This window comes from Brachyspira pilosicoli P43/6/78 (genome assembly GCF_000325665.1).
Classification (GTDB): domain Bacteria; phylum Spirochaetota; class Brachyspiria; order Brachyspirales; family Brachyspiraceae; genus Brachyspira; species Brachyspira pilosicoli.
The window spans coordinates 1,403,090-1,428,787 of sequence record NC_019908.1; the positions used below are offsets into that span (position 1 = coordinate 1,403,090).

At 26.8% G+C, this 25,698-nt stretch carries 22 protein-coding genes and 1 pseudogene; 13 read left to right on the plus strand and 10 right to left on the minus strand.

What is annotated here, in order from left to right; all coding sequences use genetic code 11:
* Positions 1–363: 363 nt before the first annotated feature.
* Complete coding sequence (locus tag BPP43_RS06235; RefSeq protein WP_015274483.1) at positions 364–1,626, minus strand: M16 family metallopeptidase; 1,263 nt, start codon at positions 1,624–1,626, stop codon at positions 364–366.
* 119 nt (positions 1,627–1,745) lie between these two features.
* Between BPP43_RS06235 and BPP43_RS12155 the strand changes: the two genes are divergently transcribed.
* The 3 genes from BPP43_RS12155 to BPP43_RS06245 all read left to right on the plus strand — a co-directional run bounded on the left by BPP43_RS12155 (position 1,746) and on the right by BPP43_RS06245 (position 3,525).
* Positions 1,746–2,054, plus strand: coding sequence for a hypothetical protein (locus BPP43_RS12155; protein ID WP_252832268.1), 309 nt, complete (start codon positions 1,746–1,748; stop codon positions 2,052–2,054).
* Between the two features lie 13 nt (positions 2,055–2,067).
* On the plus strand, positions 2,068–2,277 hold the full coding sequence (locus BPP43_RS12160) for a hypothetical protein (protein WP_252832269.1): 210 nt from the start codon (positions 2,068–2,070) through the stop codon (positions 2,275–2,277).
* A gap of 87 nt (positions 2,278–2,364) precedes the next feature.
* The gene (locus tag BPP43_RS06245; protein WP_013244633.1) at positions 2,365–3,525 is read left to right on the plus strand and encodes a phosphopentomutase; all 1,161 of its coding nucleotides are present in this window, start codon (positions 2,365–2,367) and stop codon (positions 3,523–3,525) included.
* 616 nt (positions 3,526–4,141) lie between these two features.
* Here the strand turns inward: BPP43_RS06245 and BPP43_RS06250 are convergent.
* Positions 4,142–4,687: a hypothetical protein gene (locus BPP43_RS06250; RefSeq protein WP_015274485.1), complete on the minus strand. Its 546-nt coding sequence runs from the start codon at positions 4,685–4,687 to the stop codon at positions 4,142–4,144.
* Between the two features lie 52 nt (positions 4,688–4,739).
* Positions 4,740–5,342 (minus strand): TetR/AcrR family transcriptional regulator, encoded by a 603-nt coding sequence (locus tag BPP43_RS06255; RefSeq protein ID WP_041752873.1) that lies wholly within the window; start codon positions 5,340–5,342, stop codon positions 4,740–4,742.
* Between the two features lie 85 nt (positions 5,343–5,427).
* Here BPP43_RS06255 and BPP43_RS06260 point away from each other — a divergent pair, with 85 nt between their 5' ends.
* Positions 5,428–7,314, plus strand: coding sequence for an alkyl/aryl-sulfatase (locus BPP43_RS06260; protein ID WP_015274487.1), 1,887 nt, complete (start codon positions 5,428–5,430; stop codon positions 7,312–7,314).
* An 80-nt stretch (positions 7,315–7,394) separates the two neighbouring features.
* On the opposite strand, the gene BPP43_RS06265 is transcribed toward BPP43_RS06260, so the two are convergent.
* Positions 7,395–8,153 (minus strand): HAD-IIB family hydrolase, encoded by a 759-nt coding sequence (locus tag BPP43_RS06265; RefSeq protein WP_015274488.1) that lies wholly within the window; start codon positions 8,151–8,153, stop codon positions 7,395–7,397.
* A 2-nt stretch (positions 8,154–8,155) separates the two neighbouring features.
* The gene (locus tag BPP43_RS06270; RefSeq protein WP_015274489.1) at positions 8,156–8,572 is read right to left on the minus strand and encodes a secondary thiamine-phosphate synthase enzyme YjbQ; all 417 of its coding nucleotides are present in this window, start codon (positions 8,570–8,572) and stop codon (positions 8,156–8,158) included.
* A gap of 274 nt (positions 8,573–8,846) precedes the next feature.
* Here BPP43_RS06270 and BPP43_RS06275 point away from each other — a divergent pair, with 274 nt between their 5' ends.
* The 5 genes from BPP43_RS06275 (at position 8,847) to BPP43_RS06295 (ending at position 13,945) form a co-directional block, all read left to right on the plus strand.
* Entirely contained in the window at positions 8,847–9,119 is a 273-nt protein-coding gene (locus BPP43_RS06275; RefSeq protein WP_014932459.1) for an NAD(P)H-dependent oxidoreductase subunit E, read from the plus strand.
* A complete protein-coding gene (locus BPP43_RS06280) occupies positions 9,116–10,252 on the plus strand; it encodes an NADH-ubiquinone oxidoreductase-F iron-sulfur binding region domain-containing protein (protein WP_015274490.1) in 1,137 nt (378 codons plus the stop codon). The genes BPP43_RS06275 and BPP43_RS06280 overlap by 4 nt, the downstream gene beginning before the upstream one ends.
* An 18-nt stretch (positions 10,253–10,270) precedes the next feature.
* On the plus strand, positions 10,271–11,635 hold the full coding sequence (locus tag BPP43_RS06285; RefSeq protein ID WP_015274491.1) for a 2Fe-2S iron-sulfur cluster-binding protein: 1,365 nt from the start codon (positions 10,271–10,273) through the stop codon (positions 11,633–11,635).
* A 63-nt stretch (positions 11,636–11,698) separates the two neighbouring features.
* Positions 11,699–13,267 carry an FAD-dependent oxidoreductase gene (locus tag BPP43_RS06290; RefSeq protein ID WP_014936627.1) on the plus strand — a complete coding sequence of 523 codons (1,569 nt, stop codon included), beginning with the start codon at positions 11,699–11,701 and terminating at the stop codon, positions 13,265–13,267.
* Between the two features lie 210 nt (positions 13,268–13,477).
* Positions 13,478–13,945: a PepSY-like domain-containing protein gene (locus BPP43_RS06295; RefSeq protein WP_015274492.1), complete on the plus strand. Its 468-nt coding sequence runs from the start codon at positions 13,478–13,480 to the stop codon at positions 13,943–13,945.
* A 391-nt stretch (positions 13,946–14,336) separates the two neighbouring features.
* Here BPP43_RS06295 and BPP43_RS06300 read toward each other — a convergent pair whose 3' ends face one another.
* The 3 genes and pseudogenes from BPP43_RS06300 to BPP43_RS06310 all read right to left on the minus strand — a co-directional run bounded on the left by BPP43_RS06300 (position 14,337) and on the right by BPP43_RS06310 (position 19,983).
* Entirely contained in the window at positions 14,337–15,998 is a 1,662-nt protein-coding gene (locus BPP43_RS06300) for a formate--tetrahydrofolate ligase (protein ID WP_013244624.1), read from the minus strand.
* 350 nt (positions 15,999–16,348) lie between these two features.
* Positions 16,349–18,520, minus strand: a complete 2,172-nt coding sequence (gene recJ / locus BPP43_RS06305; protein WP_015274493.1) for a single-stranded-DNA-specific exonuclease RecJ — start codon at positions 18,518–18,520, stop codon at positions 16,349–16,351.
* A gap of 73 nt (positions 18,521–18,593) precedes the next feature.
* A pseudogene (locus tag BPP43_RS06310) lies at positions 18,594–19,983 on the minus strand (MATE family efflux transporter).
* A 370-nt stretch (positions 19,984–20,353) separates the two neighbouring features.
* Between BPP43_RS06310 and prfA the strand changes: the two are divergent.
* From prfA to BPP43_RS06330, 4 genes are read left to right on the plus strand one after another with little or no spacing between them, the layout of a single operon-like run.
* On the plus strand, positions 20,354–21,430 hold the full coding sequence (gene prfA, locus BPP43_RS06315) for a peptide chain release factor 1 (RefSeq protein WP_014932451.1): 1,077 nt from the start codon (positions 20,354–20,356) through the stop codon (positions 21,428–21,430).
* Between the two features lie 9 nt (positions 21,431–21,439).
* Positions 21,440–22,144: a hypothetical protein gene (locus BPP43_RS06320; RefSeq protein WP_013244620.1), complete on the plus strand. Its 705-nt coding sequence runs from the start codon at positions 21,440–21,442 to the stop codon at positions 22,142–22,144.
* Between the two features lie 10 nt (positions 22,145–22,154).
* The gene (locus BPP43_RS06325; protein WP_015274494.1) at positions 22,155–23,591 is read left to right on the plus strand and encodes a spiro-SPASM protein; all 1,437 of its coding nucleotides are present in this window, start codon (positions 22,155–22,157) and stop codon (positions 23,589–23,591) included.
* Positions 23,592–23,609: 18 nt separating this feature from the next.
* Positions 23,610–24,035 carry a hypothetical protein gene (locus BPP43_RS06330; protein WP_013244618.1) on the plus strand — a complete coding sequence of 142 codons (426 nt, stop codon included), beginning with the start codon at positions 23,610–23,612 and terminating at the stop codon, positions 24,033–24,035.
* On the opposite strand, the gene BPP43_RS06335 is transcribed toward BPP43_RS06330, so the two are convergent.
* Positions 24,032–25,018 (minus strand): sugar phosphate nucleotidyltransferase, encoded by a 987-nt coding sequence (locus tag BPP43_RS06335; protein WP_013244617.1) that lies wholly within the window; start codon positions 25,016–25,018, stop codon positions 24,032–24,034. The two genes, BPP43_RS06330 and BPP43_RS06335, sit on opposite strands and share 4 nt — an antisense overlap.
* 68 nt (positions 25,019–25,086) lie before the next feature.
* Positions 25,087–25,641 (minus strand): DJ-1 family glyoxalase III, encoded by a 555-nt coding sequence (locus BPP43_RS06340; protein WP_013244616.1) that lies wholly within the window; start codon positions 25,639–25,641, stop codon positions 25,087–25,089.
* Between the last annotated feature and the right edge of the window lie 57 nt (positions 25,642–25,698).

A 25,698-nucleotide genomic window follows, 5' to 3' on the forward strand; every position in this document is an offset into this window, starting at 1 on the left:
TTCTCAATAAGTATTTTAAGTTTTATTAAAATAGATATTTTTAATTATTTTTAGCATATACATAAATAGCTATATTTTGATAATTTTTATAAATGTATTATCAACTTTTCCCGCCTTACGAACCTAAAGGTACTCCCTTTGGTCGCGGTGCGGACTTCGTCAAAGAACCCAAAAGTGCAAGAGCTTTAGCTTTATATGTTTGGAATATGAATAAAATATAGTTGTTTCAGTATATAACATAAACAGCTATATTTTGATAATTTTTATGAATGTATTATCAGCTTTTTAAGAACTTTTGGAGCTATTATACGTATACGCTTATCAGTTGGAAAAACCATCACAAATAAAAAAATTAAAAATTAATCAATTAAGTTTTAATTTCTTACTTACTTTATCTGTAATTTTCTTTGTTCCTTTTGGGCCTACTGCTGTGAGAAAAAACTTTTTATTTTGAAATATATCTTCTATTGCTTTATTTATATCATTTATACTAATTTTATCTATTGTGTTATACAAATCTTTATAAGATACATATTTAGAAAAATAAAGCTCATTTCTTGCATTTTTATTCATAGCAAAACTTGCACTGAATTTGCTAAAAGACATAGAACTTTTATAGCTCTCTTTTGCCTCTTCAAGCTCTTCTTTAGTTATTCTCTCGTCTAATAATCTTTCTATTTCATTATATATGCTTATCAATGTTTCTTCATATTTATCTAAACTAGTTGAACCAAATATATCAAAAGTTCCTCCGTTTAGAAATGCAGAGTTGTTGCTGTATATACTATAGCATAATGCTTTATTTTCTCTTATAGATTGAAATAATCTTGAATATGAACTTCCTCCGAATATATCGTTTACAATGTTCATAGTATATTTTCTTTTATCTTTTGCATTATATGACGGTGTTATTAAGGCAAAATATACTTGATTTAAATCAGATTTTTCTTTTGATACCGATTTATAAAAGAATGGTAATTCTTCATCTGCTTTTAATACATTTTCTTTTAGCTCTAAAGAAGATAATTTATCTATTGCAGATTTTACATTAAAATTGCCTGCTATTGATACTATTAAATTATTTGAATTAAAGTGATTTTGAAAATAATTTAATATTTTATCTCTGCTTATATTTTTAATGTTTTTTATATTACCGCCTATAGGAAATTGCATAGATGTGCCTTTGTAGGCTTTTGCAAAAAATTGATTAGTCATTATTTCTTCAGGAGAGTCTGATGTCATTTTTAACTCTTCTATAATAACCTTTTTCTCTTTTTTTATATCTTCTTCTCTAAATGCTGAGTTTAATGCTATATTAGATAATGTATCTATAGCTCTGTCAAAATATTTTGATATTATATTTATATAAAAAGAAGTGAAATGTCTTGAAGTATAGGCATTAAATACTCCTCCTACCCCTTCTATATATCTCACTATCTCTTTAGAAGTCATATCATTAGTGCCTTTAAATAGCATATGTTCTATAAAATGTGAATATCCATTTTCTTTTTCAGTTTCATTTGCACTGCCTGTAATAAAGAAAAAACCAACTGAAACTGTCTCTAAAATTGGCATATATTCTAAAATTATTCTTATGCCATTCTTTAAGGTTAATCTTTTTACCATTTGTTTATTTCCTAGTTTATTGAAATTAGATTATAATGTATAACATAAGTATTTGCAAATATTTTAATGATAATTAAAATATTAGTCGATACTGTTATTAAATATTTTAGGAAATAGGCATGCAAAAGTTATTCGGTATTTTTTTATTATTATTCTTCACATTCTCTTGTGCATCAAACATGAAAACAGCTAATAGAAATTATAATAATATATGGATAAAAAAAGTAAAAGGTAAAAGAGTTGTTGCTCCAAATGGATATTTATACACTTTTTTAGATAATGGCGATGTGGAATATAGTTTATTTGGAAAAAAACGTGGTGTAGGTAAGTTTGATTATGCAGAAAGTGAAACTAATGCCTATTATTATGAAGTAACACCTTTGAAAAAAGTTGTACACAATAGTAAAAACTACTTCAGAGATACCTAATAAAAAAGTTAATATGTATGTAAGTTTTATTTTAGATGGAAATAATATATCTATGACTTCAGATTATACTAGAGCATATTATAATAGATTAAATACTTGGAACAAAAACAATTTAAATCTATATGGTTTTCTTCGCGAAGGTAAAGATATAACAGAATATCCTATACCAAATCCTGATGAAGTAGAGTTTAATAGACCTATTAATTTTGGCGTATTAAGATAATTATTTTTATTATATTATTTTATTTTTTATATTAAAAACTGTTAAATATAGTATAAGAATATTTATCAATTAGGAGATTTTTTTAATATGAATAAGAAAAAAGCTGTTTTAATAGTTGTAGATAGCTGCGGTGTTGGAGCTTTGCCTGATGCTAAAGAATTTGGCGATGAGGGAGTAAATACTTTGGCTAATTTGGCTAAGGCATCTGGAGGAATAAGTTTGCCTAATTTGGAGAAAATTGGGCTTGGAAATATTATAGATATAGAAGGTGTGGCAAAAGTAGATAATGCAGAAGGTTATTACGGTAAGGCAATGGAGACTTCTAAAGCAAAAGACACAACTACTGGACACTGGGAGATAGCTGGTTTAGTTTCTACAAAGCCTTTTAATACTTATCCTAATGGTTTTCCTGATATTACAATAAAAGAAATAGAAAAAATGTCTGGAAGGGCTGTTGTATGCAATAAGCCTTATTCTGGAACCGAAGTTATAGATGATTATGCTGATGAACAGTTAAAAAACGGTTCTTTAATAGTATATACTTCTGCAGACTCTGTACTTCAAATAGCAGCTCATGAGGAAATTATACCTGTAGATGAACTTTATAGAATATGCGAAAAATCTTTAGAGATATGCAATAAATATTCACCTGTTGCTAGAGTTATAGCTCGTCCTTATATTGGCACTAAGGGTAATTATAAGAGAACAGAAAGACGTCATGACTATTCTGTGCCTCCAAGCGGTGAAACTATACTTGATAGACTTAAAAATAATAATTTGCCTGTTATTGGTATAGGTAAAACTAGTGATATATTCGCTGGTGTTGGTATTACTGAAAACAGATTAACTAACAAAAATAATCTTGATGGTATAGAAAAGACTATTAAGGCTATTAAAGAAGTTGATAATGGTCTTATATTTACTAATTTAGTTGATTTTGATATGCTTTATGGTCATAGAAGAGATTATATAGGATACAAAAACGCTTTAGAAGAATTGGATAAATATATACCAGAGATGATTGATAATTTAAATGATGATGACTTGCTTATAATAACAGCCGACCATGGATGCGACCCTACATACAAAGGAAGCGACCATACAAGAGAATATATACCAATACTTGCTTTTGGAAAGAAATTAAATAAAAATATTAATATAGGTGTAAAAGAATCATTTGTTTCTATAGCAGCTACAATAGAAAAGTATTTGCTTGGACAAACAAAGTTAGAAGGTGCTTTTATATAATAAAATATATTTATGTGAATTAATCATAAAAACAATATAAAATTATACTAATTATATTTTATGTTTTAGATATATTGATATAAAATGCAGTTCTTTTGGTTCTTTTATACCAATAAAAGAACTGGGGGCATGGGGGCAAAGCCACCATAAATAATAAAAAACATAAAAATTTTTAAATTTATAATAATTGTTCTTTTTCCCGCCTTCGCACCCATACCTAAAGGTACTCCTTTCAGTCGCAGGCACTCCTTTCGGTCGCTGTGCGGACTTCGTAAAAGTTGCAAAAAGTGCAAATATTTAAACTTTATATATTAATATTTATAAAAATAATATATTTGATTTAAATGCAGTCTTTTTGCTTCTTTGGGCCACGCCTCCGTCACTCCTTTCAGTCGCAAAAGAAGTGGGGGGCAGGGGCTAGTCCCCGCAAATAAAAACTTAAAAAATTTGTTATATAAGTTTTTTATTTTATTCAACTTTTTCCCGTAGCAAAAAGTACAAATAATAAAATAATACTAATTATATTATTAATATAAATTATTAAATTAAAACAATATAAATATTTACTAATTTAGTTTGAAAAGAAAAACATTATAAATTATTTTTGTATATAATATTAATTATTAAACTCGTTGTTATAATATTCTATAGTGTCAATCATTGCTTTTACTTGTGATGATGATAAGATAAACTCTTGATACTCTCTTCCAGATATCCTTAAACCTACACTTTTAGCATTAGTAAGTATCCTATAAAGCTCTTTTACTTCTGCTTCGCTAATTTGTATTATAGCATTCTCCAAACAATTCACTTGACTTGGTATATATGCATACTCATTAATTACTGCCGCTGTTGTAGAAATATTTCTTGAAACATTAGTTAAAGTAAATGTTATTTTATCGTATGTTTTAGAATCAAATATATATGCCATATTAGCATAAATAAAATTAGGCATAGCTTTAGTGCCTATATATAGCCACCAAGTAATTTCTTTATTATTATTTATTTGAAAATATAATTTAGCTCCATATTCATAATATTCATCTGCATATGTATAAGTTTGTATGCCTGTGAGCTTATCATCTTTTACTTTGAGAGAATAATTAGCACAGGATATACTTAAAAATAATATAGTTATAATAAATAAAAATTTTTTCAACATATAAATAAAAACCTTTGTTTATATTATAATATTTTTTTTAACTCTTTCAATACTAATTTATTTTTATAAACAAAGATAAATACAGCTTCATTTCTTTTTCAGTTTCTTTCACAAGATTAAAATTACTATTTGATAAAGCCCATTCATAAAAAAAACCTCTAAAAAACACTATAAGCCTCTTGGTTATAACATCAGAATTATCATCAGATATTACTAAATTAACTTCTCTTAATGAATTAACTAAAGATAAAATATGATTATAAAAAAAAGCATCTTTTGATAATAAAGCATTATTTCTATTCATAATACTATAATTAAATATTTCAAGTATTAAATCTCCACCTAATTCAGAAACTAATTTAGCAAATTCTTTAAAAGCATATAATATATCTTTATATGAATTAGTTTTATCTTTTGCTAATATCTTTTTTTTATAAATATCAGCATTAGTATTAAAAATATAAAATATTATTTCTTGTTTGTTAGTAAAATAATGATAAAAATTACCTATAGATATATCAGCATTACTACAAATATCTTTAATTTGAAGCTCATTTAAAGAGTATTTTTTTAACAAATTAATAGTAGTTTCTACAATTTTCTTTTTACTTTTTTCTGCCTGTTCTTTTCTTGTAAGTTTCTCTTTATTTTCCATTTTAAAATTATAACAAACAACTTGACAAATTGCAAATATTTTATAGAATATATTCACCGAATTAATTCTATAAAAAGGAGAGCTAATGAATAAATTTTTTACTTTTATACCAGTTCTAATTTTTTTAATATCCTGTTCTTCTGATAATTTCAACTCAGAAAGAAAAGAAGCAACAGAATATACAAAAAAAGAAAATGAGAAAATAAAAAACTATTTGCCATTCAATGATAACACAGATTTTGAGAATGCTAAAAGAGGTTTTATAGAAACTTCTGATGGTAATGTATCTTTTCCTTTTATATCAAATCAATCAGCACCTGATACTGTTAATCCATCTTTGTGGAGACAGGCTCAACTAAATAATATATCAGGATTATTTGAAGTAACTCCGGATATATATCAGGTAAGAGGTTTTGATTTAGCAAATATAACTTTTGTAAGAGGAAATACAGGCTGGATTATAATAGATGTACTCACAACAAAAGAATCTGCATCTAAAGCAATAGAATTATTTAGAAAGCATAAAGGAAACGACCCAATAACAGGAATAATATTTACACATTCTCATATTGATCATTTTGGAGGAATAAAGGGTATTATTGAAAATGCTGATATACCTATAGTAGCTCCTGATGGATTTTTTGAAGAAGCTGTATCAGAAAATCTTTTAGCTGGAAATGCTATGAGCAGACGTTCTTCTTATATGTATGGAGGTCTTTTACCAAAAGATGAAAAAGGCACAGTTGATGCTGGATTAGGAAAAGTTGTGGCTAATGGAACTCCAGGAATAATAAAGCCTACAAAACTTATTTCAAAAGATTATGAGTCATATACTATTGACGGAATAGAATTTCAATTTTTAATGGCAGAAAATACTGAAGCACCTGCTGAATTTATGATTTATATACCAAAATATAAAGCTGCATCAAGTGCTGAAGTAATGAATCATACTCTTCATAACTTATCAACATTAAGAGGAGCTAAGACCAGAGATTCTCTTATATGGACTAAGGCTATAGAAAAATCAAAAGAGTTTTTAAAAGATAGAACAGATGTATTATTTGGTTCTCATCACTGGCCTATATGGGAACAAAAGAATATAGATGATTTTATTACAAAACATGGCGATTTATATAAATATATTCATGACCAAACTTTAAGACTTGCTAATATGGGATATACTCCTATAGAGATAGCAGAAAAAATACAAATACCAGACAGCTTAGCAAAAGAGTTTTATAATAGAGGTTATTATGGCTCTGTAAACCATGATGTAAAAGCTGTTTATGATTTTTATTTTGGTGCTTGGTGGGACGGAAATCCTGCTAATTTATATAAACTTCCTCCTGAAGAAGCAGCAAAAAGATATGTCGAGTTTATGGGGGGAGAAGATAATATTTTAAAGATGGCTAAAAAATATTATGACAATGGAGATTATAGATGGGTTGTTGAAGTTTTAAATCATGTTATTTTTGCAAATCCTAATAATACGAAGGCAAGAAGATTGAGTGCTGATGCTATGGAGCAGCTTGGATATATTAGCGAATCTGCTGTATGGAGAGCTTATTTACTTACTGGGGCTTATGAACTTAGAAATGATATAGATAATAATATGAAAGCTCCTCAAACTGTTTCTTTAGATATGATTAATGCTTTATCTGCTGAAAATATGTTTGAATATATATCTGTAGCTTTAAATCCTGATAAAATAAAAGATAAAAATATTTCAATTCTTTTAAATATATCAGATGATGATGAATATCTTTTACAAATAGAAAATTCTGTTCTTAAATACAAAAAATATAATAATGAAAATATTGATTACAAAATAGATATAAATATGTCTGATTTCAAAAAAGCTATATTTATAAGAAATACAGAAGATATAAATATTTCAAACAAAGAAGCATTCAATGAATTTTTATCTTACTTTGATACGTTTAACTATTGGTTTAACATTGTAACACCATAAAACTTTTTCATTTAATATAAATAAAAAGGCTATGATATTTTCTCATAGCCTTAATATATTTTAAATACTATTCTTTTTAATTATAAATTATTTTCTATAATATCAGACACTAAATTAAAATATTTATTTGTCAATTTTTTTATATGCTCTCTAGCATTAATTTGAACATAGCCATCATATTTTTTTATCATATCTATATCGTTGTTAGAATCCCCAGCTACTAATATTTTTTCTATATTTTTATCTTTTAAAATATTTTCAAGATTTTGTATTCCTGTAGCTTTACTAATATTTCTTCTTACTATATCTATAGCTGTAATATTTCCATAAGCTATTACAGTATCAAATTTATTATTTATTTCATCTTGTATAATTTCTGTAGTATTTACATCTGGACTCATTTTATTTATTTGAATAATGTTTGATATATTTTTTGCTTCTTCTATTGTTATTTTTCTGTCTACTTTAAAAGGCAAATTATGCTCTCCTTTTCTAGGAATTATAGATAAAATCTCATTTTCATTTGATATCTCAACGCTTCCTTCATAGTCATTGTATAAATAATTAATAACTTCCATAGCATTATTTTTTTCTATCTCTTCTTTAAGCAATATATTATTATTTCTATCTATAATTAAAGCACCATTATTAGCTATAATATAATCAACTTCTATATTGTTTTTATAAGTTTGTTCTAATATTGAAAATTTATTTCTGCCTGTAGCAATGGCAAATATATTTCCTTTTTCTCTCCATTTCTTTATAGCATTAATTACCTTATCATCTACAACACGATTAATAGCTAAAGTCATATCATAATCACTAACAAATAACTTCATTTTTATTCTCCAATAATCTTGATGAGTACTCTTTTATTTCTCATTCCGTCATACTCACCATAAAAAATTTGCTCCCAAGTACCAAAATCTAACTTACCATTAGTAACAGCCACAACAACCTCTCTTCCCATAATCTGTCTTTTTAAATGAGCATCAGCATTATCTTCATAACCATTATGCCTATATTGATTATGAGGCTTTTCTGGAGCTAATTTCTCAAGCCAAACTTCAAAATCATTATGAAGCCCGCTCTCATCATCATTAATAAATACACTAGCAGTAATATTCATAGCATTGCATAAAACTAAGCCTTCTTTTATTGTACTTTCTTCTAAACATCTTTGAACTTCGTTAGTAATATTAATATATCCTCTTCTCTTTGGATAATTTATCTCTAAAACTTTTCTATATGATTTCATTTTTGCATAAACTCTTTTATTTTATTTATTATGTAAAAGATTATATCAAAATAAGAATCATTTGTCAAAAATATTTTTGTTGGTTTTATTGTTGAAATAAATTTTTTATATGATATAATAAATATTCAAATTATATAAAAATGGGAGTGTATATGCCTTCAGGAAGAAAAAGACTTCGTCAAAAGATGGCTACGCATAAACGCAAAAAACGTTTACGCAAAAATAGGCATAAAAAGAAATAATAACTTTTCATCTCTTTATTTAGAGTTGTTAAATGCAAAAGGACGAGATAAAAACCGTTATAGAAGTATGTGTAGGGCTTCATTGTTCTATGAAGGGTTCGTATGCTCTTTTGGAATCAATTAGAGCCCATTATGATTTGAAAATCGGCATTCCTTCTTATGACGGTATGCTCCTTAAAGAGGTGGAATGTATGCATAATTGTAATAATGCCATTTCTGTTTTAATTAACGGCATAGAATGCAATGATTCTTCTTTTGGCAGCGTTATTAAATATATAGAAGCTGTACATGTTAAAGTAAGATGAAAAAATTTATTCTATATAATGATTATGCTACAAAAAATATCAAAGATTATAAAGACAATTTCGGTGATTACCTACACACCACTATTAATGAATATGATACTTTGCTTGAATGCTTAAAAATAGCTAACATATTCACAAGAGATGTATATAAAAAATCTTTATATAATATTTTATCAAGCAAAAATAATGATAATCAATCTTTAATTATAAATGCCTATTCTTTCGGATATTTAGTATTTAAAGACAAATTCTTTATAGATAATAACCCTCATCTCATTTTAGATTCTGCTATATTAATTGCTAAAATTTTAAACATCAAAAATATAGATATTCTAATTAGAAGCTACTATAATAAAGAAACATTAATTAATGCTATAGTAGAAGCAGAAGATTTATACAAAATTGAAAGCGAAATAAATATAAATATATATGATGAAAATAATTTTAGAGAAAATATAAATATTTATTTTATTGAAAGACAAAAATATGCATTAGATTTAGAAACTGTTATACAATTTGGATATTTTGCTCATATGGGATTAGAAAATTTCTCTAAATATGGAAATGAAAACCATAAAGGTACATGTTTAATTTCTTTTTCTGGTGATATTCCAAATGTAAATTTACATGAATTTCAGTTTGGAAGTTCATTTAATGAAATAATTAAAGCCAGCGGATATATTTCTTATAACAATGATATAAAATGTGTATTTACAAATGGATTTTTAAATGCCCCTACTACTTTAGAGAGTTTAAGCAGTAAAAGTTTATCATATGATGAAATAAATATTGGTAATGGGGGTATATGTTTTATAGCAGAAAATAGATGCATGCTTAGAGTAGTAATGAAAATTATTCAATTTGCAAAAAGTATTTCTTGTACAAACTGCATGCCTTGTAATTATGGTTTTAATTTATGCGAGTATTATTTAAATAAAATTATATTAGGAAAGTCTAATAGTAATGATTATAAAAATTTAGTAAATGCTGTAGAGATGATTATTAAAGGCTCTTCTTGTATATATATATATAATATAGCAAAATGTATAATAGAGACTATAAAAATGTTTGAATATGAGTTTATATATGCTTTAGAAAAAAAGATAACACTTTATAGTTTTATTAATAAATAGGGTAATTGTAAATATATTATGATAGTAAGATTTAATTTTAATGGACGAGAGATATCATCACAAAGCGGATATACAATATTAAAAGCATTATCGTATGTTGGAATAGATATAGCACATTTATGTTATTACAAATTAGACAGAATAAAAGATTTTGAAGAAGAAAAAGAAAATGATTTGCTTAAATGTAAACTTTGTTTGGTTAAAGTAAAAAAGAAAAATGAAGAGGAATATAGTTTAAAATATGCTTGTAATGAGATAGTTGAAAATGGAATGGATATTATAAGCAATGATGAAGAGATTATCGAATACAGAAAATCTTTACTTAAAGCTATACTTTACATGCATAAACCATTTTGCGATAAATGCAGCAGTTATTACAATTGCAGATTAAAAAAATATATAGACTTTTATCAATTAAAAATAGAAAGGTTTGAAGGAGATAATGATTCAAAATTAAAAGAGATAAAAACTATTGTAGACAATTTTAATTTAGATAAAAATATAAAAATTGATTATGATAAATGCATTAATTGCGGAGTTTGCAGCAGATACGAAACTATATCTGGTTATAAGAATATGATAGTAGATTTATGCCCTACTAAGGTGTTTAGAGTTGATAGAAAAATTGATGATAACGAAGAGCAAATTGAATATAAAAAAATAAATAGCTTTTGTATTGGATGTAATAAACTTTGCGAATGCAATTATTTTTATGATGAGAAAACTATAATAGATATACAATCACCAGAATTAAAAAAATATGGTATATGCGATTTTGGACGTAATATGCTATATTATTCAAATAAAACTTTTGAATACCCATTAATAAATGGGATAGAAGATGATTTTAATAAAGCTAAAGATTTATTTCATAAGTTTTTAGAAGAAACAGATAAAAAAGATATTTTAGCAATTTCTTCTAGTCTTTATACTATGGAAGATTTGGAAGCTTTTAATGATTTTATATATTCACTAGGAATTACAAACTTTATATATAAAAAAAATATTATAAAAACAACATCTGATGTCATTAGAGAAAATTATACTAACATTAACAAATATTCATCAAAGAATTATAAATATACTTTAAATGAGATAAATAATAGTTTTAATAAGTTTATAATATTAGAAGACCCTTTATTTGAAATAGTAGATGATACAATGGACTTTATACAGAAAAACAGAAGAAATTATATAGTATTTACTCCTTATCAATCTATTTTAGCATATAATTCTTATTTAACTTTTCCTATTGCTGGGTTTGGAGAGTTTGAGGGGGAATATATAGATTCTCATGGTAAAAATAAGTTTATTAAAAGTTTCTTAGAAAAAAATAAAAATAGATTAGAGTTTAAGAATTTAATAAAATATTTGTATTTGTAAAAATTTATTATATAATATATATATATAGGTTTATGATTGAGCTTTATTATAAGGAGTTTATTAATGGTAAATTCAAGATATAATATACTCTCTAATCTTAAAGATAAAACTTATGATCTTTTAATTATAGGCGGCGGAGTAATAGGTGCTACTATCGCTATGAAAACAGCAAGAGTAGGAATTTCAACCCTTCTAGTAGAAAAACATGATTTCTCATTTGGTTCATCTTCTAGAACTTCAAAAATGCTTACAGGCGGTTTTAATGATATGACTGCTAATAACTTCATATCTACAGTTTTTAAAGTTAGAGAAAGAAATAATATCATTAATAAATCCTCAGCCTCCCCTTTTGGAATATTATACCCAATATATTTTAGCGGCGGTACAAATGCTAATTCTGGTTTAATAAGAAATGAATTAAAAGCTAATATATATGATTTAATGTCAATTTTTGGAAAAACTAAAAAACATAAATCTCATAGCAGAAACTCTGTATTAGAAACTTTACCGGATTTAAATAATAATGACGTAATAGGAGCTACAGAGTTCTTTGAAGGTAAAATAGATGACAGCAGATATGTTTTAGAATTGTTATTAAAAGCTAAGGAATATGGTGCTGATATTATTAATTATGCAGAAGTAAAAGCTTTTGATTATAATGAAAAACAAATTAATAAAACTATACTTTCAGATAAAATAAACGGCAAAATATACGAAATAAGTGCTAAAAAAATATTAGTTGCAGCTGGAGCTTGGGGAGATAGTATAGTATCTATGCTTCCAAAATCTAACTTTACAGATAAAGTAAAATATGTAAAAGCTACTAATTTTATAGTTGATAGCGATATAATTCACATTAATAAATCTGTTGTTTTGCCAAAAATAAAAGACCGACCTAATGTTTTTCTAACAAAATGGAAGGATATGACTATAATAGGACCTGTTGTAAAAAAGTATACAGGTAATTTAGATTGTATATATTCAACAAGTGATGAGATAGAATATTTACTTGATATTTATAATACTTATTTTGGCTCTATAGTTAATAAAAACCATATAGTTACTTCACAATCTGGAATGATGACTGTTAATCCTATGGATATGAAGATACATTCGCACCCTATTTATGATTTATTTATGGTTGAGGGCGGAAATTTCACTATGTCTTCTCATCTTGCTATTAAAACTTTACTTAAAATGTATGGTAAGCCTTATAAGTGGTTTAGCGTTAAAAAGTTTATGAATAATAGAATAGATAAAGCAGTAGATTGGGTATTAAACAAAGATACTGTTAAATTTTTAATAGATTATTTCGGCTCTGTTGATATGGTATTAAGATTAAATGAATTCTGTAAAAATGATTCCTCTTTGCTTGTCTCTGTTGGTCTTGATAATAGAATACCTAGAGGATTAATAAAATATTTTGTTGAAGTAGAATATGCAATGCATTTAGATGATATAATGATGAGAAGATTAAGATTTATACTCACAGAAAATGATTGCGGAACATTATTAGCAGAACATATTGCCCAAGAAATGGGTTTAATTTTGGGTTGGGACAGTAAAAAGGTAGAATACGAAATAAAAAGATATAGAACAGAGATAAAGAGAAATAGAGTTTCTTTATATTAAGCATTCTTTTGTAAAAAATATTTACTTTATAGCTAATTTTTAGCTATTTAGTACATTCATATGTATAAAATGTATAATAAATATCTATAATTTAGCGTATTTAAGTAAAAAAATAGTAAATTTATTGTAAAAAATATTGACAATAATCCTAAAATTTGTTATATTATAATTGTAAAGATAATTTACAATCACTTTTTAAGGAGTTTATTTATGACTAAATTTTTAACTTTATTAATTTCATTGACAATTTTTGCTAGCTCTAGCTTATTTGCTGATTGGGTAGTACCTGCTTCTTCATTACCACAAAAATCAAGAGCTTTCATACAGAAAGTTTATCCTAATGCTCAGATATGGAAAGTTGAAAGAGACGGAGGAAAATTTGAAGTAAAACTTTCTAATGGTGCTTCTATTGATTTCTTAGCTAATGGAAACTGGCAAAGTATAGACGGTGAGTATAACGGTGTTCCTTTTTCTGCTTTACCTGCTGCTATAAGTTCTACTATAAAGAAAACATATCCTCAAGCTATGGTAATAGACGTTGAAAAAGAATGGGGTAATTACAAAGTAAAATTAAACAATATGATGGAATTATTTATATCTTCAAATGGACAGCTTATGGGACAGAAGTTTGATGATTTAAGAATATTGAATTTACCAAAAAGCCTCAAATTGTACTAGGATTTGAGGCTTTTATTATTTAACGAATATACATAGCAAATGATTTCTTTTATTCAAAATTATTTTTTATTGTAAATATCTACGGAGACTAGTCCCCGCACCCCTAGTTCTTTTGCCGACGCTCTGCGTGCCGTAGGCAAGGCACCTACTCGGTATTGGTATAAAAGAACCTTATATCCTTCGGATACGCTTCGCGAAGAACTGCATTTTTATTATAAATTTCATAATTTAATTGTACATTAAAATGCACTCCCCCGCACGACTAAGAAGTTATAATTAAAGCATAGCATTACCGTGCGGCAAGGCGGTACAGCTCGTACGCGGGAAAAATAACAATAAAAATTTACAAACTCAAAATTTTAACTATATTCAAAAATCAGCTCATACAAAATTAAAATAAACCTGTAATCTTGCCGTTTTCATCTATATCTATATTGCATGCTGCTGGCACTTTTGGAAGACCAGGCATATCAATAATTCCGCCTGCCATAGCAATAATAAAACCTGCACCTGAAGCAAGTTTTATTTCATCAATATTTAAAGTATAGCCTTTAGGAGCATTTAAAAGTGCTGGGTTATCTGATATTGACTTTTGTGTTTTTGACATACATATAGGCAAACCTCCAAAGCCAATAGATTCTATTTTTTTCATCATTTTATTAGCTTTATTAGAGAATTTTACCTCTCCTGCTCCGTATATTTCTTTACATATGTATTCAATCTTTTCTTTTATAGGTTTATCTAAATTATATAATGGCTTATAATTTGACTCTTCAGAAGTTGCTTTTACAATCTTTTTTGCTAAATCCTCTCCGCCTTCTCCGCCTTTCTCCCAAACTTCGCATAATGAAATATCAACACCCATCTCTTCACAATGTTTTTTAATTAATTCTACTTCTTTATCAGTATCAGAAACAAATTTATTAATAGCAACAACCACAGGCACATTATATTTTTTCATGTTTTCAATATGCTTGTCTAAATTTTCAAAACCTTTACTTAAAGCATTCAAATCTTCTTTGTTTAGTTCTAAAGCTCCGCCATGATGTTTTAAAGCTCTTATAGTAGCAACCAAAACTATACAATTAGGCTTAAGCCCAGCAACACGGCATTTAATATCAAGAAACTTCTCAGCTCCCAAATCAGCAGCAAAACCAGCCTCTGTAATAGTATAATCAGAAAGTTTTAAAGCCAATTTTGTAGCAAGTATTGAGTTACAGCCATGAGCAATATTAGCAAAAGGACCTCCATGAACTATAGCAGGAGTATTCTCAAGAGTCTGAACTAAATTTGGTTTTATGGCATCTTTAAGCAATGCACAAGCAGCTCCCTCAACTTTTAAATCTTTTACTTTTAGAGGATTATCATTAACATCATAAGCAAATACTATATTTCCTATTCTCTCTTTTAAGTCCATTAAAGAATTAGACAAACAAAGTATAGCCATAATCTCTGAAGCAACAGTTATTTGAAAAGATGATTGTCTTGTAACTCCGTTCTCGCTTCCTCCAAGACCTATAACGATATCTCTCAAAGCCCTGTCATTCATATCAACAACTCTTTTAAATATTATCTTATTGGTATCAATTTTTAATTCATTTCCTTGTTTAATATGATTGTCAATACAAGCTGATATTAAATTGTGCGCAGAACCTATAGCATGGAAATCTCCATTAAAATGTAAATTAATATCTTCCATAGGAACAATTTGAGCATAACCTCCCCCGCAAGCTCCGCCTTTAATTCCAAATACAGGACCAAGTGAAGGCTCTCTTAAAGCAGCAACGGCATTTTTACCTATTTTGTTTAAGCCCTGTGTTAGACCTATTGTAACAGTTGATTTTCCTTCTCCTGCTGGTGTTGGAGTTATTGCTGTTACTAATACCAATTTACCGTCTTTTTTATCTTTTAATTTATTTAAAACTGATAATTCTATCTTTGCTTTATATTTACCGTAAACCTCATAATCTTCATCTGTAAGATTAAGCATTTTAGCTATTTCATCTATTCTTTTTAATTTGCATTCTTGTGCTATTTGTATATCTGTTTTCATAAATATGACTCCTAAGCAATAAATTATTTATAGATTTTAGACTATTATAAAGTATTTAAAATATTATAAAATAGATTTAAAAATTATTATACAATAAAATAGTAAAATTTTTTAAGTTTGTCAACTGTGAGCCGCAGCACCTATACGCACGGTATTGACTACATTTATTCAATACACTCTATACGTGCGGTTTAATTGCTTATTATTACACAAAAATAAGAGTTTATTTTAGATATAAAGCATATTTAATAATATATTATAAGTTTTTATATCCTTAATAAATTATGGTTCTATTTTCAAATAAATAAAAATTGACAAATTATAATTGTTTAGGTATATACTAAAATATTTTAATTTATCTCATAATTCTCTATATAAATCTTTACTTCTTTGCTGCCATTAAATCTATTTATTTTTATCTTGTACGAAATATTTATAAAATTTGAAGCTTCCAATTTAGAGCATTCTTCTTCTGATGAACTCCAAATTATAGCATTAGCTCTGCTGCCATTTTTTTGTAATTGCAGTTTTAAATGAATCTTATTATTTTTATTTATTTTTTCTATAGAGTTTATAGTAACCCTATTTGTAAAAAATACAGGCTCTTCATTAGCAAAACCATAAGGCTCAAATAACTCTAAGTACTCAGCAAACTGCATATTAATATCTTTAAAATCTAATTCCAAATCATAAGTCTTTTCATCTTTTGAAGTGTTAAAATTCTCTTCCGAAGCATATTTAATAATTTTTTTAGCAAACTTTTCAAAATTGTTTACACTCACAGTAAAACCAGCAGCATTCTTATGCCCGCCAAACTTATCTAAATAAACACTAGAATACTCAAGCATATCGCGAGCATTGTCATCACCTCTGCTTCTAATACTACCCGTACAAACTCCATCTTCTTTGGATTCATAAAGTATAACAGCAGTCTTTCCATATTGACTTAAAACTTTACCCGCTATAAGACCTGTTAAACCTCTATCTATTAAATCACTCTTTACTATTATAATAGGATAAGACATGCAATTATTTTCTTTTATATATTCGCACACTATATTAAAATTGCTTTCTGTAAGAGATTTTCTTGTTTCGTTTAAATTATAAACTTCTTCAGACAATTGAAAAGCCTCTTCTCTAGTTTCAGAAGTTAAAAGCCTTAAAGCATATTCAGGCTTTCCCATTCTACCCGCAGCATTAATAAAAGGGGCAAGTCTCCAGCTTACAGCCTGAGTATCAACTTTAGTGTTTAATAGTTTTATTCTCTCTAGTATCACATTATACCTTATATGATTAGGCTTTTCCAATTCTGCCAAAGCACATTTTATATAAGCCCTATTCTCTTCAATAAGCGGTACAACATCGGCAACTGTTCCAAACAATACTAATATAGATTCTCTTTTTATATAGTTTTGCAATTGCTTTTGACTTAAATAATACATTCTTCTAAAAATTTCCATTTTTATTATTAAGTCTCTATAGAGAATATTATCATACTTATATATATTAACTTTAAGAAGCAAGGCAAACTCATCTAATGTTTTTACTGATTTGATATTAACTCCGCCATAATTAGCCCCCAACTGAAGTAAATCATAAACATTATCATATTCAGGCAAATATAGCTCATACTTTTCATATAGTCTAAGAAGTTTTTTAAGCCTAATCTCTCCGCCAGTTAAAACCAATACAACATTCTCCCCCTCAAACATATAACTAGCTAACTCTTCTAAAACTTCATCTTCCGACAAAAACTCTTCATAATAATCTAAATAAATAGATTTGTAAGCATTATCATTATTTACAAGCTCAAAGCCAAATACATCATCACTATAAACAAAATTAGTAGACTTTAATGCTCTTATTCTTTTTAACTTATCAGTATTTTTATCTATCTCATAATCTAATATAATGATATCTTTGTTATAAAGTTTGGTATAAGAAAAAACAAATGCCTGCATAAGCTTAAATGCAACAGCACACCCAGAAAAGTTTTTGGAAACAAAACCAGTATTTGAAAGTTTAGGATTAAATATTAAGTAAGCATTTGGAAGTATTTCAGGTATATCATGATGGTCTGTTACTATAATATCTATAGAATGTTCTCTTGCAAACTCAACTTCTTCAACATTCGATATACCGCAATCAACCGTAATGATTAAACTCACCCCAGAATTAGCATAACTTTCAATGACATCTTTTGAAAGCCCATATCCCACTTCATGATTAGGAACAAAAGCTTCAACATTTTTTGTAACAGCCTTAAGAGTATTATATATTATAGAAGCAGCAGTAACACCGTCAGCATCTTTATCGCCATATATCAATATTTTTTCATTATACTCTATAGCTTCTTTTAGCCTATCTACAAAAGCATTCATATCCCTAATATTAAATGGATTAGAAAGCGAATATATATCTTGAAAGAAAAAATCAAAAATATCTTCTTTTGAAACTACTCCCCTTAATTTAAGCAACTCTTTTATAATAGGATTCAAATTATCTATGTCAATTTTTTGCATAAAAGCCTTTATTAATATTTATGAATTACAACAACCAGTATATTTTATTTGCTTCAATGTTTCAAGTATCATTTTAAGCTTCATTTTCTTTAGTAGCAGAATGACTGGCTATATTAGCTCCTTTTTTCCAATGCCCTGTAAAATAATAAATAAGTATAAGCGACATACTAATAAAGTTTACAATAGCCATAGTAGTCCATACTCCCCACAAACCCATCTTTGTAGATAAGAAATGTGCAAGAGGAACTCTTATAAGTATATGAGCTACAAAAGCAAATATCATAAGTATAAAAGTTTTTCCAGCCCCATTAATAACACCATTAGTAGCAAACATCACAGAAAGCATTATTATAGAAGGCATAACCACATATATATAACTTTTTGTATATTTTAATACGCTCATATCTGAAGTAAATAATCTCACTATAAGCTCTGGAAATAACACAGAAAAAAGTGCCATAAAACTAGAAAGCCCTATTCCTATTTTAAGCCCTGCCTTATATATCTCTTTTACCCTATCCATTCTATTAGCTCCAATATTTTGAGCAACCATAGTAGCAATACCAGCAGATAAAGCTAAAAGCGGTAAAAATGATAAAGAGTCCACCCTCATAGATACAGCAACCGAAGCAGAAGCCTCTTCTCCATAAGTGTTAATAATTCTATTTAAAAATAACCAGCTTATAGAAATTATTAATTGCATAGCAGCAAAAGGCAAACCTATCTTAAACATTAATTTAGTTATATTAGCATCAAAAACTATTCTAAGAGGATTAGCACGAACTATACTATCTTTAACTTTTAAATATATTATGCTCACAATTACAGAAAGAATTTGAGAAAATACTGTGGCATAAGCAGCACCATCTAAACCCATAGCAGGAAAACCAAATAATCCTTTTATCATTATAGGGTCTAATATTACATTGACAATAGAAGCTATAGCTAAAAATATAAGAGGTCTTACAGTATCACCTACTCCCCTAAGCAAAGCAGATATTAAAAAATAATAAAATAAAAATGGAAAACCTATCATACTAATTCTAAAATAGCTAACAGAATATTCCATTATACTATCAGCAGCATTCAAAAATCTCATTAGCATAGGTGCAAATATATATCCTAATATAGCCCAAAACTAAAGAAAGTATTACACTCATAGTAGTGGAAACTCTAGAAATATAAAGCACAGAATCCTTATCATTAGCACCAAAGTATTGACCTATCAAAACATTCGCAGCAACAGTAACACCAGAAGCAATAGCTTGAAGTATTAATATTATAGGAAAACTAACAGCAATAGCTCCAAGCCCTTTAGGTCCTATCATCTGACCAATCCAAATTGTATCAACTATATTGTAGGCTATATTTAAAAGGTTGCCAAGTATCATAGGTACTACTAAATTAATAAGCCCTCTATTTACATTTCCTTCTGTAAGCTCTAACATCTTATTTTTTTCCATAGTTTTCCTCATCATTATTAATTATCATTAATTATTATTTTTTTTGATAGTAATATTTTTTATTTCATCAAAGTTTTGTAGTTTCGACAAAAAATAAAATATACATATAAACAATGCTTGAACAATTACAGCTTCTTTTTTGCTTGCGTTTTAAAAGCTTTATATAAAAAAGCTTAATACAATTAGATAAAATAAAAATATTCAGATAAACAAGAGGAAATATTAACCTACAAAAAAATAAAGTCAATACATAAAAAAAATATTTTTTTATAATAATTTTTTTATATTAATATTGATTAAAATACAATAGTTGATAAATATCTTTATTCATATATAATAAAAAACAATATTTAGGAGAATAATAATTTTTATGTCAATAATAGATAAACTTTCATCTGTAGAAAACACATACAATGATATAGTAGACAAATTAAATGATGCAAATATAAAAGACAATAGAGTAATACAGGATTTAATGAAAAAAAAGTCAGAAATAGAAGACATAGTAAATGAATATAAAAAACTAAAAACAGTATTGAAAGAAATAGAAGATGCAAATGAAATGCTTAATCATTCTGACACTGATAAAGAATTAAAAAATATGGCATTGCTTGAAATAGAAGAATTAAATCAAAAAAAAGAAAATATCATTAATGATTTAAGGCTTCTACTTCTTCCAAAAGATAAAAATGACGGCAAAAATATAATAGTAGAAATAAGAGTTGGCACTGGAGGAGATGAATCTGCTTTATTTGTGGGGGATTTGTTTAGAATGTACAGCCGTTTTATAGAGAGGGCCAATTTTAAAATGGAGATAATAGATATAAGCCCTACTGAGCTTGGAGGATATAAAGAAGTAATATTTTCTGTTTCTGGAAAGAATGCTTATAGAACTTTAAAATTTGAAAGCGGTACGCATAGAGTTCAGAGAATACCAGCAACAGAATCAGGCGGAAGAATACATACATCAGCTTCAACTGTAGCAATTATGCCTGAAGCAGAAGAAAGCGACGTAATAATAAAAGATGAAGATATAAGAGTAGATATATTTCGTTCAAGCGGTCCGGGAGGTCAATCAGTTAATACAACTGACAGTGCCGTTAGAATTACCCATTTGCCTACTGGTTTAGTGGTGCAGTGTCAAGATGAAAAAAGTCAGCACAAAAATAAAGCGAAAGCATTAAAAGTATTAAGAGCAAGAATATACGAAAAAGAAGAAGCTGAAAGAAAGGCAAAAGAAGCTAAAGAAAGAAGAGATAAAATAGGTTCTGGAGACAGAAGCGAAAGAATAAGAACCTACAATTTCCCTCAAAACAGAGTGACAGACCATAGAATTAATGTTACATTATACAAATTAGATAGATTTATGGACGGGGAAATAACAGAAATTACTGATGCTTTATTTAAAAAAGAGCAGGAGGAATTATTAGCTTCTTACTCAGACTAATAAAAAATTATGAAATATATAGAAAATATACTTGGTGATGAAAAAATATTACATAATATAAAAGATGATGATACTGCTATCAATTATATAAAAAGTTTTAGCGATGTGTTATATTGTGATTATTCATATAAGCATAATGAAATTTCTTTAGCAGGATTATTTGCATACTCTAAAGATAATAAATATTGTTTTGGTGAGTTTGGCTTATTTAAAGAAAATAGATATGAATCAAAAATTGTTATAAGCGATTATCCTGAATATGCAACTCTAAACAATTATGAGCTTACTAATGATAAGTTTATAGATGTGCTTAATTTACACAATATAACTTTAAACAATCTCTTTAGCACAGCAAAAAAAGAATTTGAATCTATAGAAGCTTATCCATTGAAAAAAATATCATTAGATGATTATATAAAAATATTTCCGCATAGATATATTAATAATAGATTTAAAATATATGCTAAAAATAAATACAAAAAAATAAACATAAGAAATATTAACGAAGACTTTGTATATAGATGTCCATATTGTGCCTCTACTAATATATTAAAAATAATAGATATTAATAATAATACATTTGAGAAAATGGACGTTTATGATTTTAATGATATGTATGATAATATGGAAAATATTGAGCATGATGATTTTTATGTTTGTGCTTTATGCAATTTGGTTATAAGAAGCCCAAAAACTATTTTAGATTATATATGAGGTGTTTTTAATGGAATTCATTATAATTGTTGATGAATCATTTGAAAATGAATATTCAAAAATATTTTTAGAAGATTTCTCTAATAAAATAAAACTCTTAAAAGAGGAACTTAATTGCGATGTAAAGAATATAAATTATATTGCAAATACTACTGAAGATTATTTGAACAATATATATAAAGAAACAGAAAACTATGACAATATTATATATATTCCAAATAATATGCCTATGTTTAATATAGATGAAACTGTAAAGCTCACCAAAATACATAATGAAAACATATCATATTTTACTTATGGAGAAAATTATCCTGAAGGAATCATACCTTTTATAATAAGAAGAAATGCTTTTGAAAAATTATTTAATTGCATAAAAACAAAAAATATTAATATAACAGAAAATACTATAAAAGATATCGTATTTATTGACCCTAACTTTTTTGAAATAGAAATATTAGTGTCTGAATATGATATGAGATATTATAGAGTATCATTATTTGCAAATAGTAAAAGAAATGCTCTAATTATATCAAAACTAATAAAATATAAAAATTATGATGAAATTAGTAAGGCTATAAGAGAAGAAGCTTCATTAAGAAGAACTTTGCCTTCATATATTGAAATAGATATTAATAACAGACAAAACTTAATAAATAAAAACTTATTATCATCTAATGCTTTTTCAAATGAAATAAACAAAGAAGAGAAAAATTTAAGCCTAGAAGAGTTTAAAACAATATATGATAAACTAGTAGATTTCTGTGATGATTTTCATTTATCAATAGGAAGCTATTATGAACCTCTTTTAAATAAAGATGTTTTTGATATATTAGAATACGCTATTTCAAATAAAAATGTAAATGTATATTTAGAGACTAATGCTGTTTTACTAGATGAAGAAAAAGCTAAAAAACTTCTTATGCTTCAAGAGAAAAATAATAATTTGCATGTAATAATTCATTTAGATACTGTAGAGCAAAATGTATTTAATGCAATTTATAAAGAAGACCATTTAAAAACAATACTTTCTAATATAGATTATTATTTTATAAGAGAGCCAAAAAACACATATCTTCAAATTACAAAACAAAATGATAATTTTGATTATTTGGCTTCATACTACAAATATTTTGATAAGTATAAAATAGAGATTATAATGCAGAAATATTATACTTACAGAGGAATTGTAGAAAATAAAAAAATTGGAGATATGACTCCTTTAATAAATGTAGGCTGCTGGCATTTAGCTAGGGATTTATTTATAGATGCTTATGGAGACATTTATATTTGCAGATTTGATATAAATAAAGAAAAACTTATAGCGTCTATATATAAAGAGACTTTGGAGAATATTTGGACAAAATTAGAAAACTATTATAAAGAGAATACTTTAAAAAGTTTAGAGTTTTGTAAGAATTGCGATGAGTGGTATTTATTTAATTTTTAATAATATTTTTTTGAGTTTATGGAAAAATTAATTGTAGAATATTTAGAGCTTTTCTTTGCTGCTTATTTAATTAAGTTTTTATTTATAAGATTTATATCTGAGATTCCATATTTTAAAAAATACTATTATACAAGAGAAATTTTACCTGGGGTAAGAAATTGGGATAATAGATTAAAAATGATTTATTATTTTGAAATTTTCTCTATATCTCAAAGTTTATTTTTAGCATTATTAGTGATGCTGTTTCATTATTTTTTATCAATAAATAATTATATAGAAATAGTTATAGCTTTTTTAATATATGCTTTTATATCCACTTTTGAGAAGTTTAAATTTACAATAATAATGAGCGACTACCCTATCTCTCTTTTTGTAATGAATACAATTATAAGTATAACAATATTAATTATACAATTTTTTATAATGGCTCTAATAATTATTTAATTTTGCTCAATATTAATAGAAGCACCCATATCCATAGAATTAGTCTTTCCCTTATAATGTGCATTTTCAGATATTATACAATTTTCCATTAAAGCATTTGATATATCCACTTCCTCAAACATTATACAGTTTTTTAATATTGAGTTTTCTATATTAGAATTCTTTCCTATATGCACATAAGGACCTATAACAGACCTATTAATTTTAACGTCCTCTTCAATAAAAACAGGAGGTATTATAGCAGTATCTTTTACCCATTTACTGAGTATGCTATGAGTGATTATAGTTTTATTTGTTTCTATCATAGTGTTTTTCTCACCGCAATCATACCAACCATCAAGTTTGAATGTTTTAAACACACTTCCATTTTGTATCATATGCTCTAAAGCATCTGTTAATTGATACTCATTTTTTGTTTTTATATCATTTTTAATTATATAATCTATAGCATCAAATAACTCTTTAGAACTTACTATATTATACATTCCTGTTAAAGCTAAATTACTCACAGGCTCTTTGGGTTTTTCTATAAGCTTCGTAATAACACCATTACTGTCAAGCAAAGCAACACCAAATCTGCTTGGATTATCAACCTCACATACTCCTAATGCATTTTCATTTTTAGCTACTATTTCTGATAAATTAAGCTTAAATATTGTATCTCCAAGTATAATAAAAAGCTTATCATCATCTTTTATATGCTCTCTAGTAAGTGAAACAGCATGAGCTAATCCTCTAAACTCTTTTTGCTCTACAAAAGTAAGTTTTACATCTTTATATTTAGAAGTTAAGTAGTTTATCATCTTATCTTTTAAATATCCTACTATAAATATAACCTCTTCAAGATTCTCTAACTCCAATACCTCTTTCATAATAAAATCTATAATTGTAGAACCTGCTATAGGAAGTATAGGTTTTGGTTTTGTTATTGTGTGCGGTCTTAATCTGGTGCCTTCACCTGCTGCTGGTATTATAACTTTCAATTTACATATCCTTATAAAAAATATTTTACATATTATAATATATTCATAAATACAAATAAATCAACATATTATCTAATTAATGGTACAAGTAAACCTTTAGAAACTTCTTCATTATTTCCAAGTAAATATTTTACTAATTCTAAGGCAAAAAATACTGTAGTAGCAGGACCTTTAGAAGTAATAACATTATCATTAATCACAACTAAATCTTTTTCAACATACTCTCCGCCTTTAACCATGCTTTCACAGCTAGGATAACAAGTATATTTGCCTTTAATAACTGAAGCTTCACCTAATACTATAGGAGAAGCACATATTGCAGATACTAATTTTTTAGCTTCATACATTTTCTGAAGTTTAGATATGATTCTTTTATCATTTTTTAAATTATTCATTCCGCCCATGCCGCCAGGAAGTGCTATAGCATCAAAATCTTCATTTATAATTTTGTCTAATATAGTGTCAGCTTTTAATACTATACCATGTGAGCCTTTTACTTCTAAATTATCAGTTAAAGAAGCAGTTGTTACTTCTATATTTGCTCTTCTTAATATATCTATAATAGTTACAGCCTCTACTTCTTCAAAACCTTCAGCTAATGGTACTAAAACTTTTTTTGACATTATATTTTTCTCCTTATAAGTTGTATTATTAAGTTAATATTTTAATATTTATTTTCT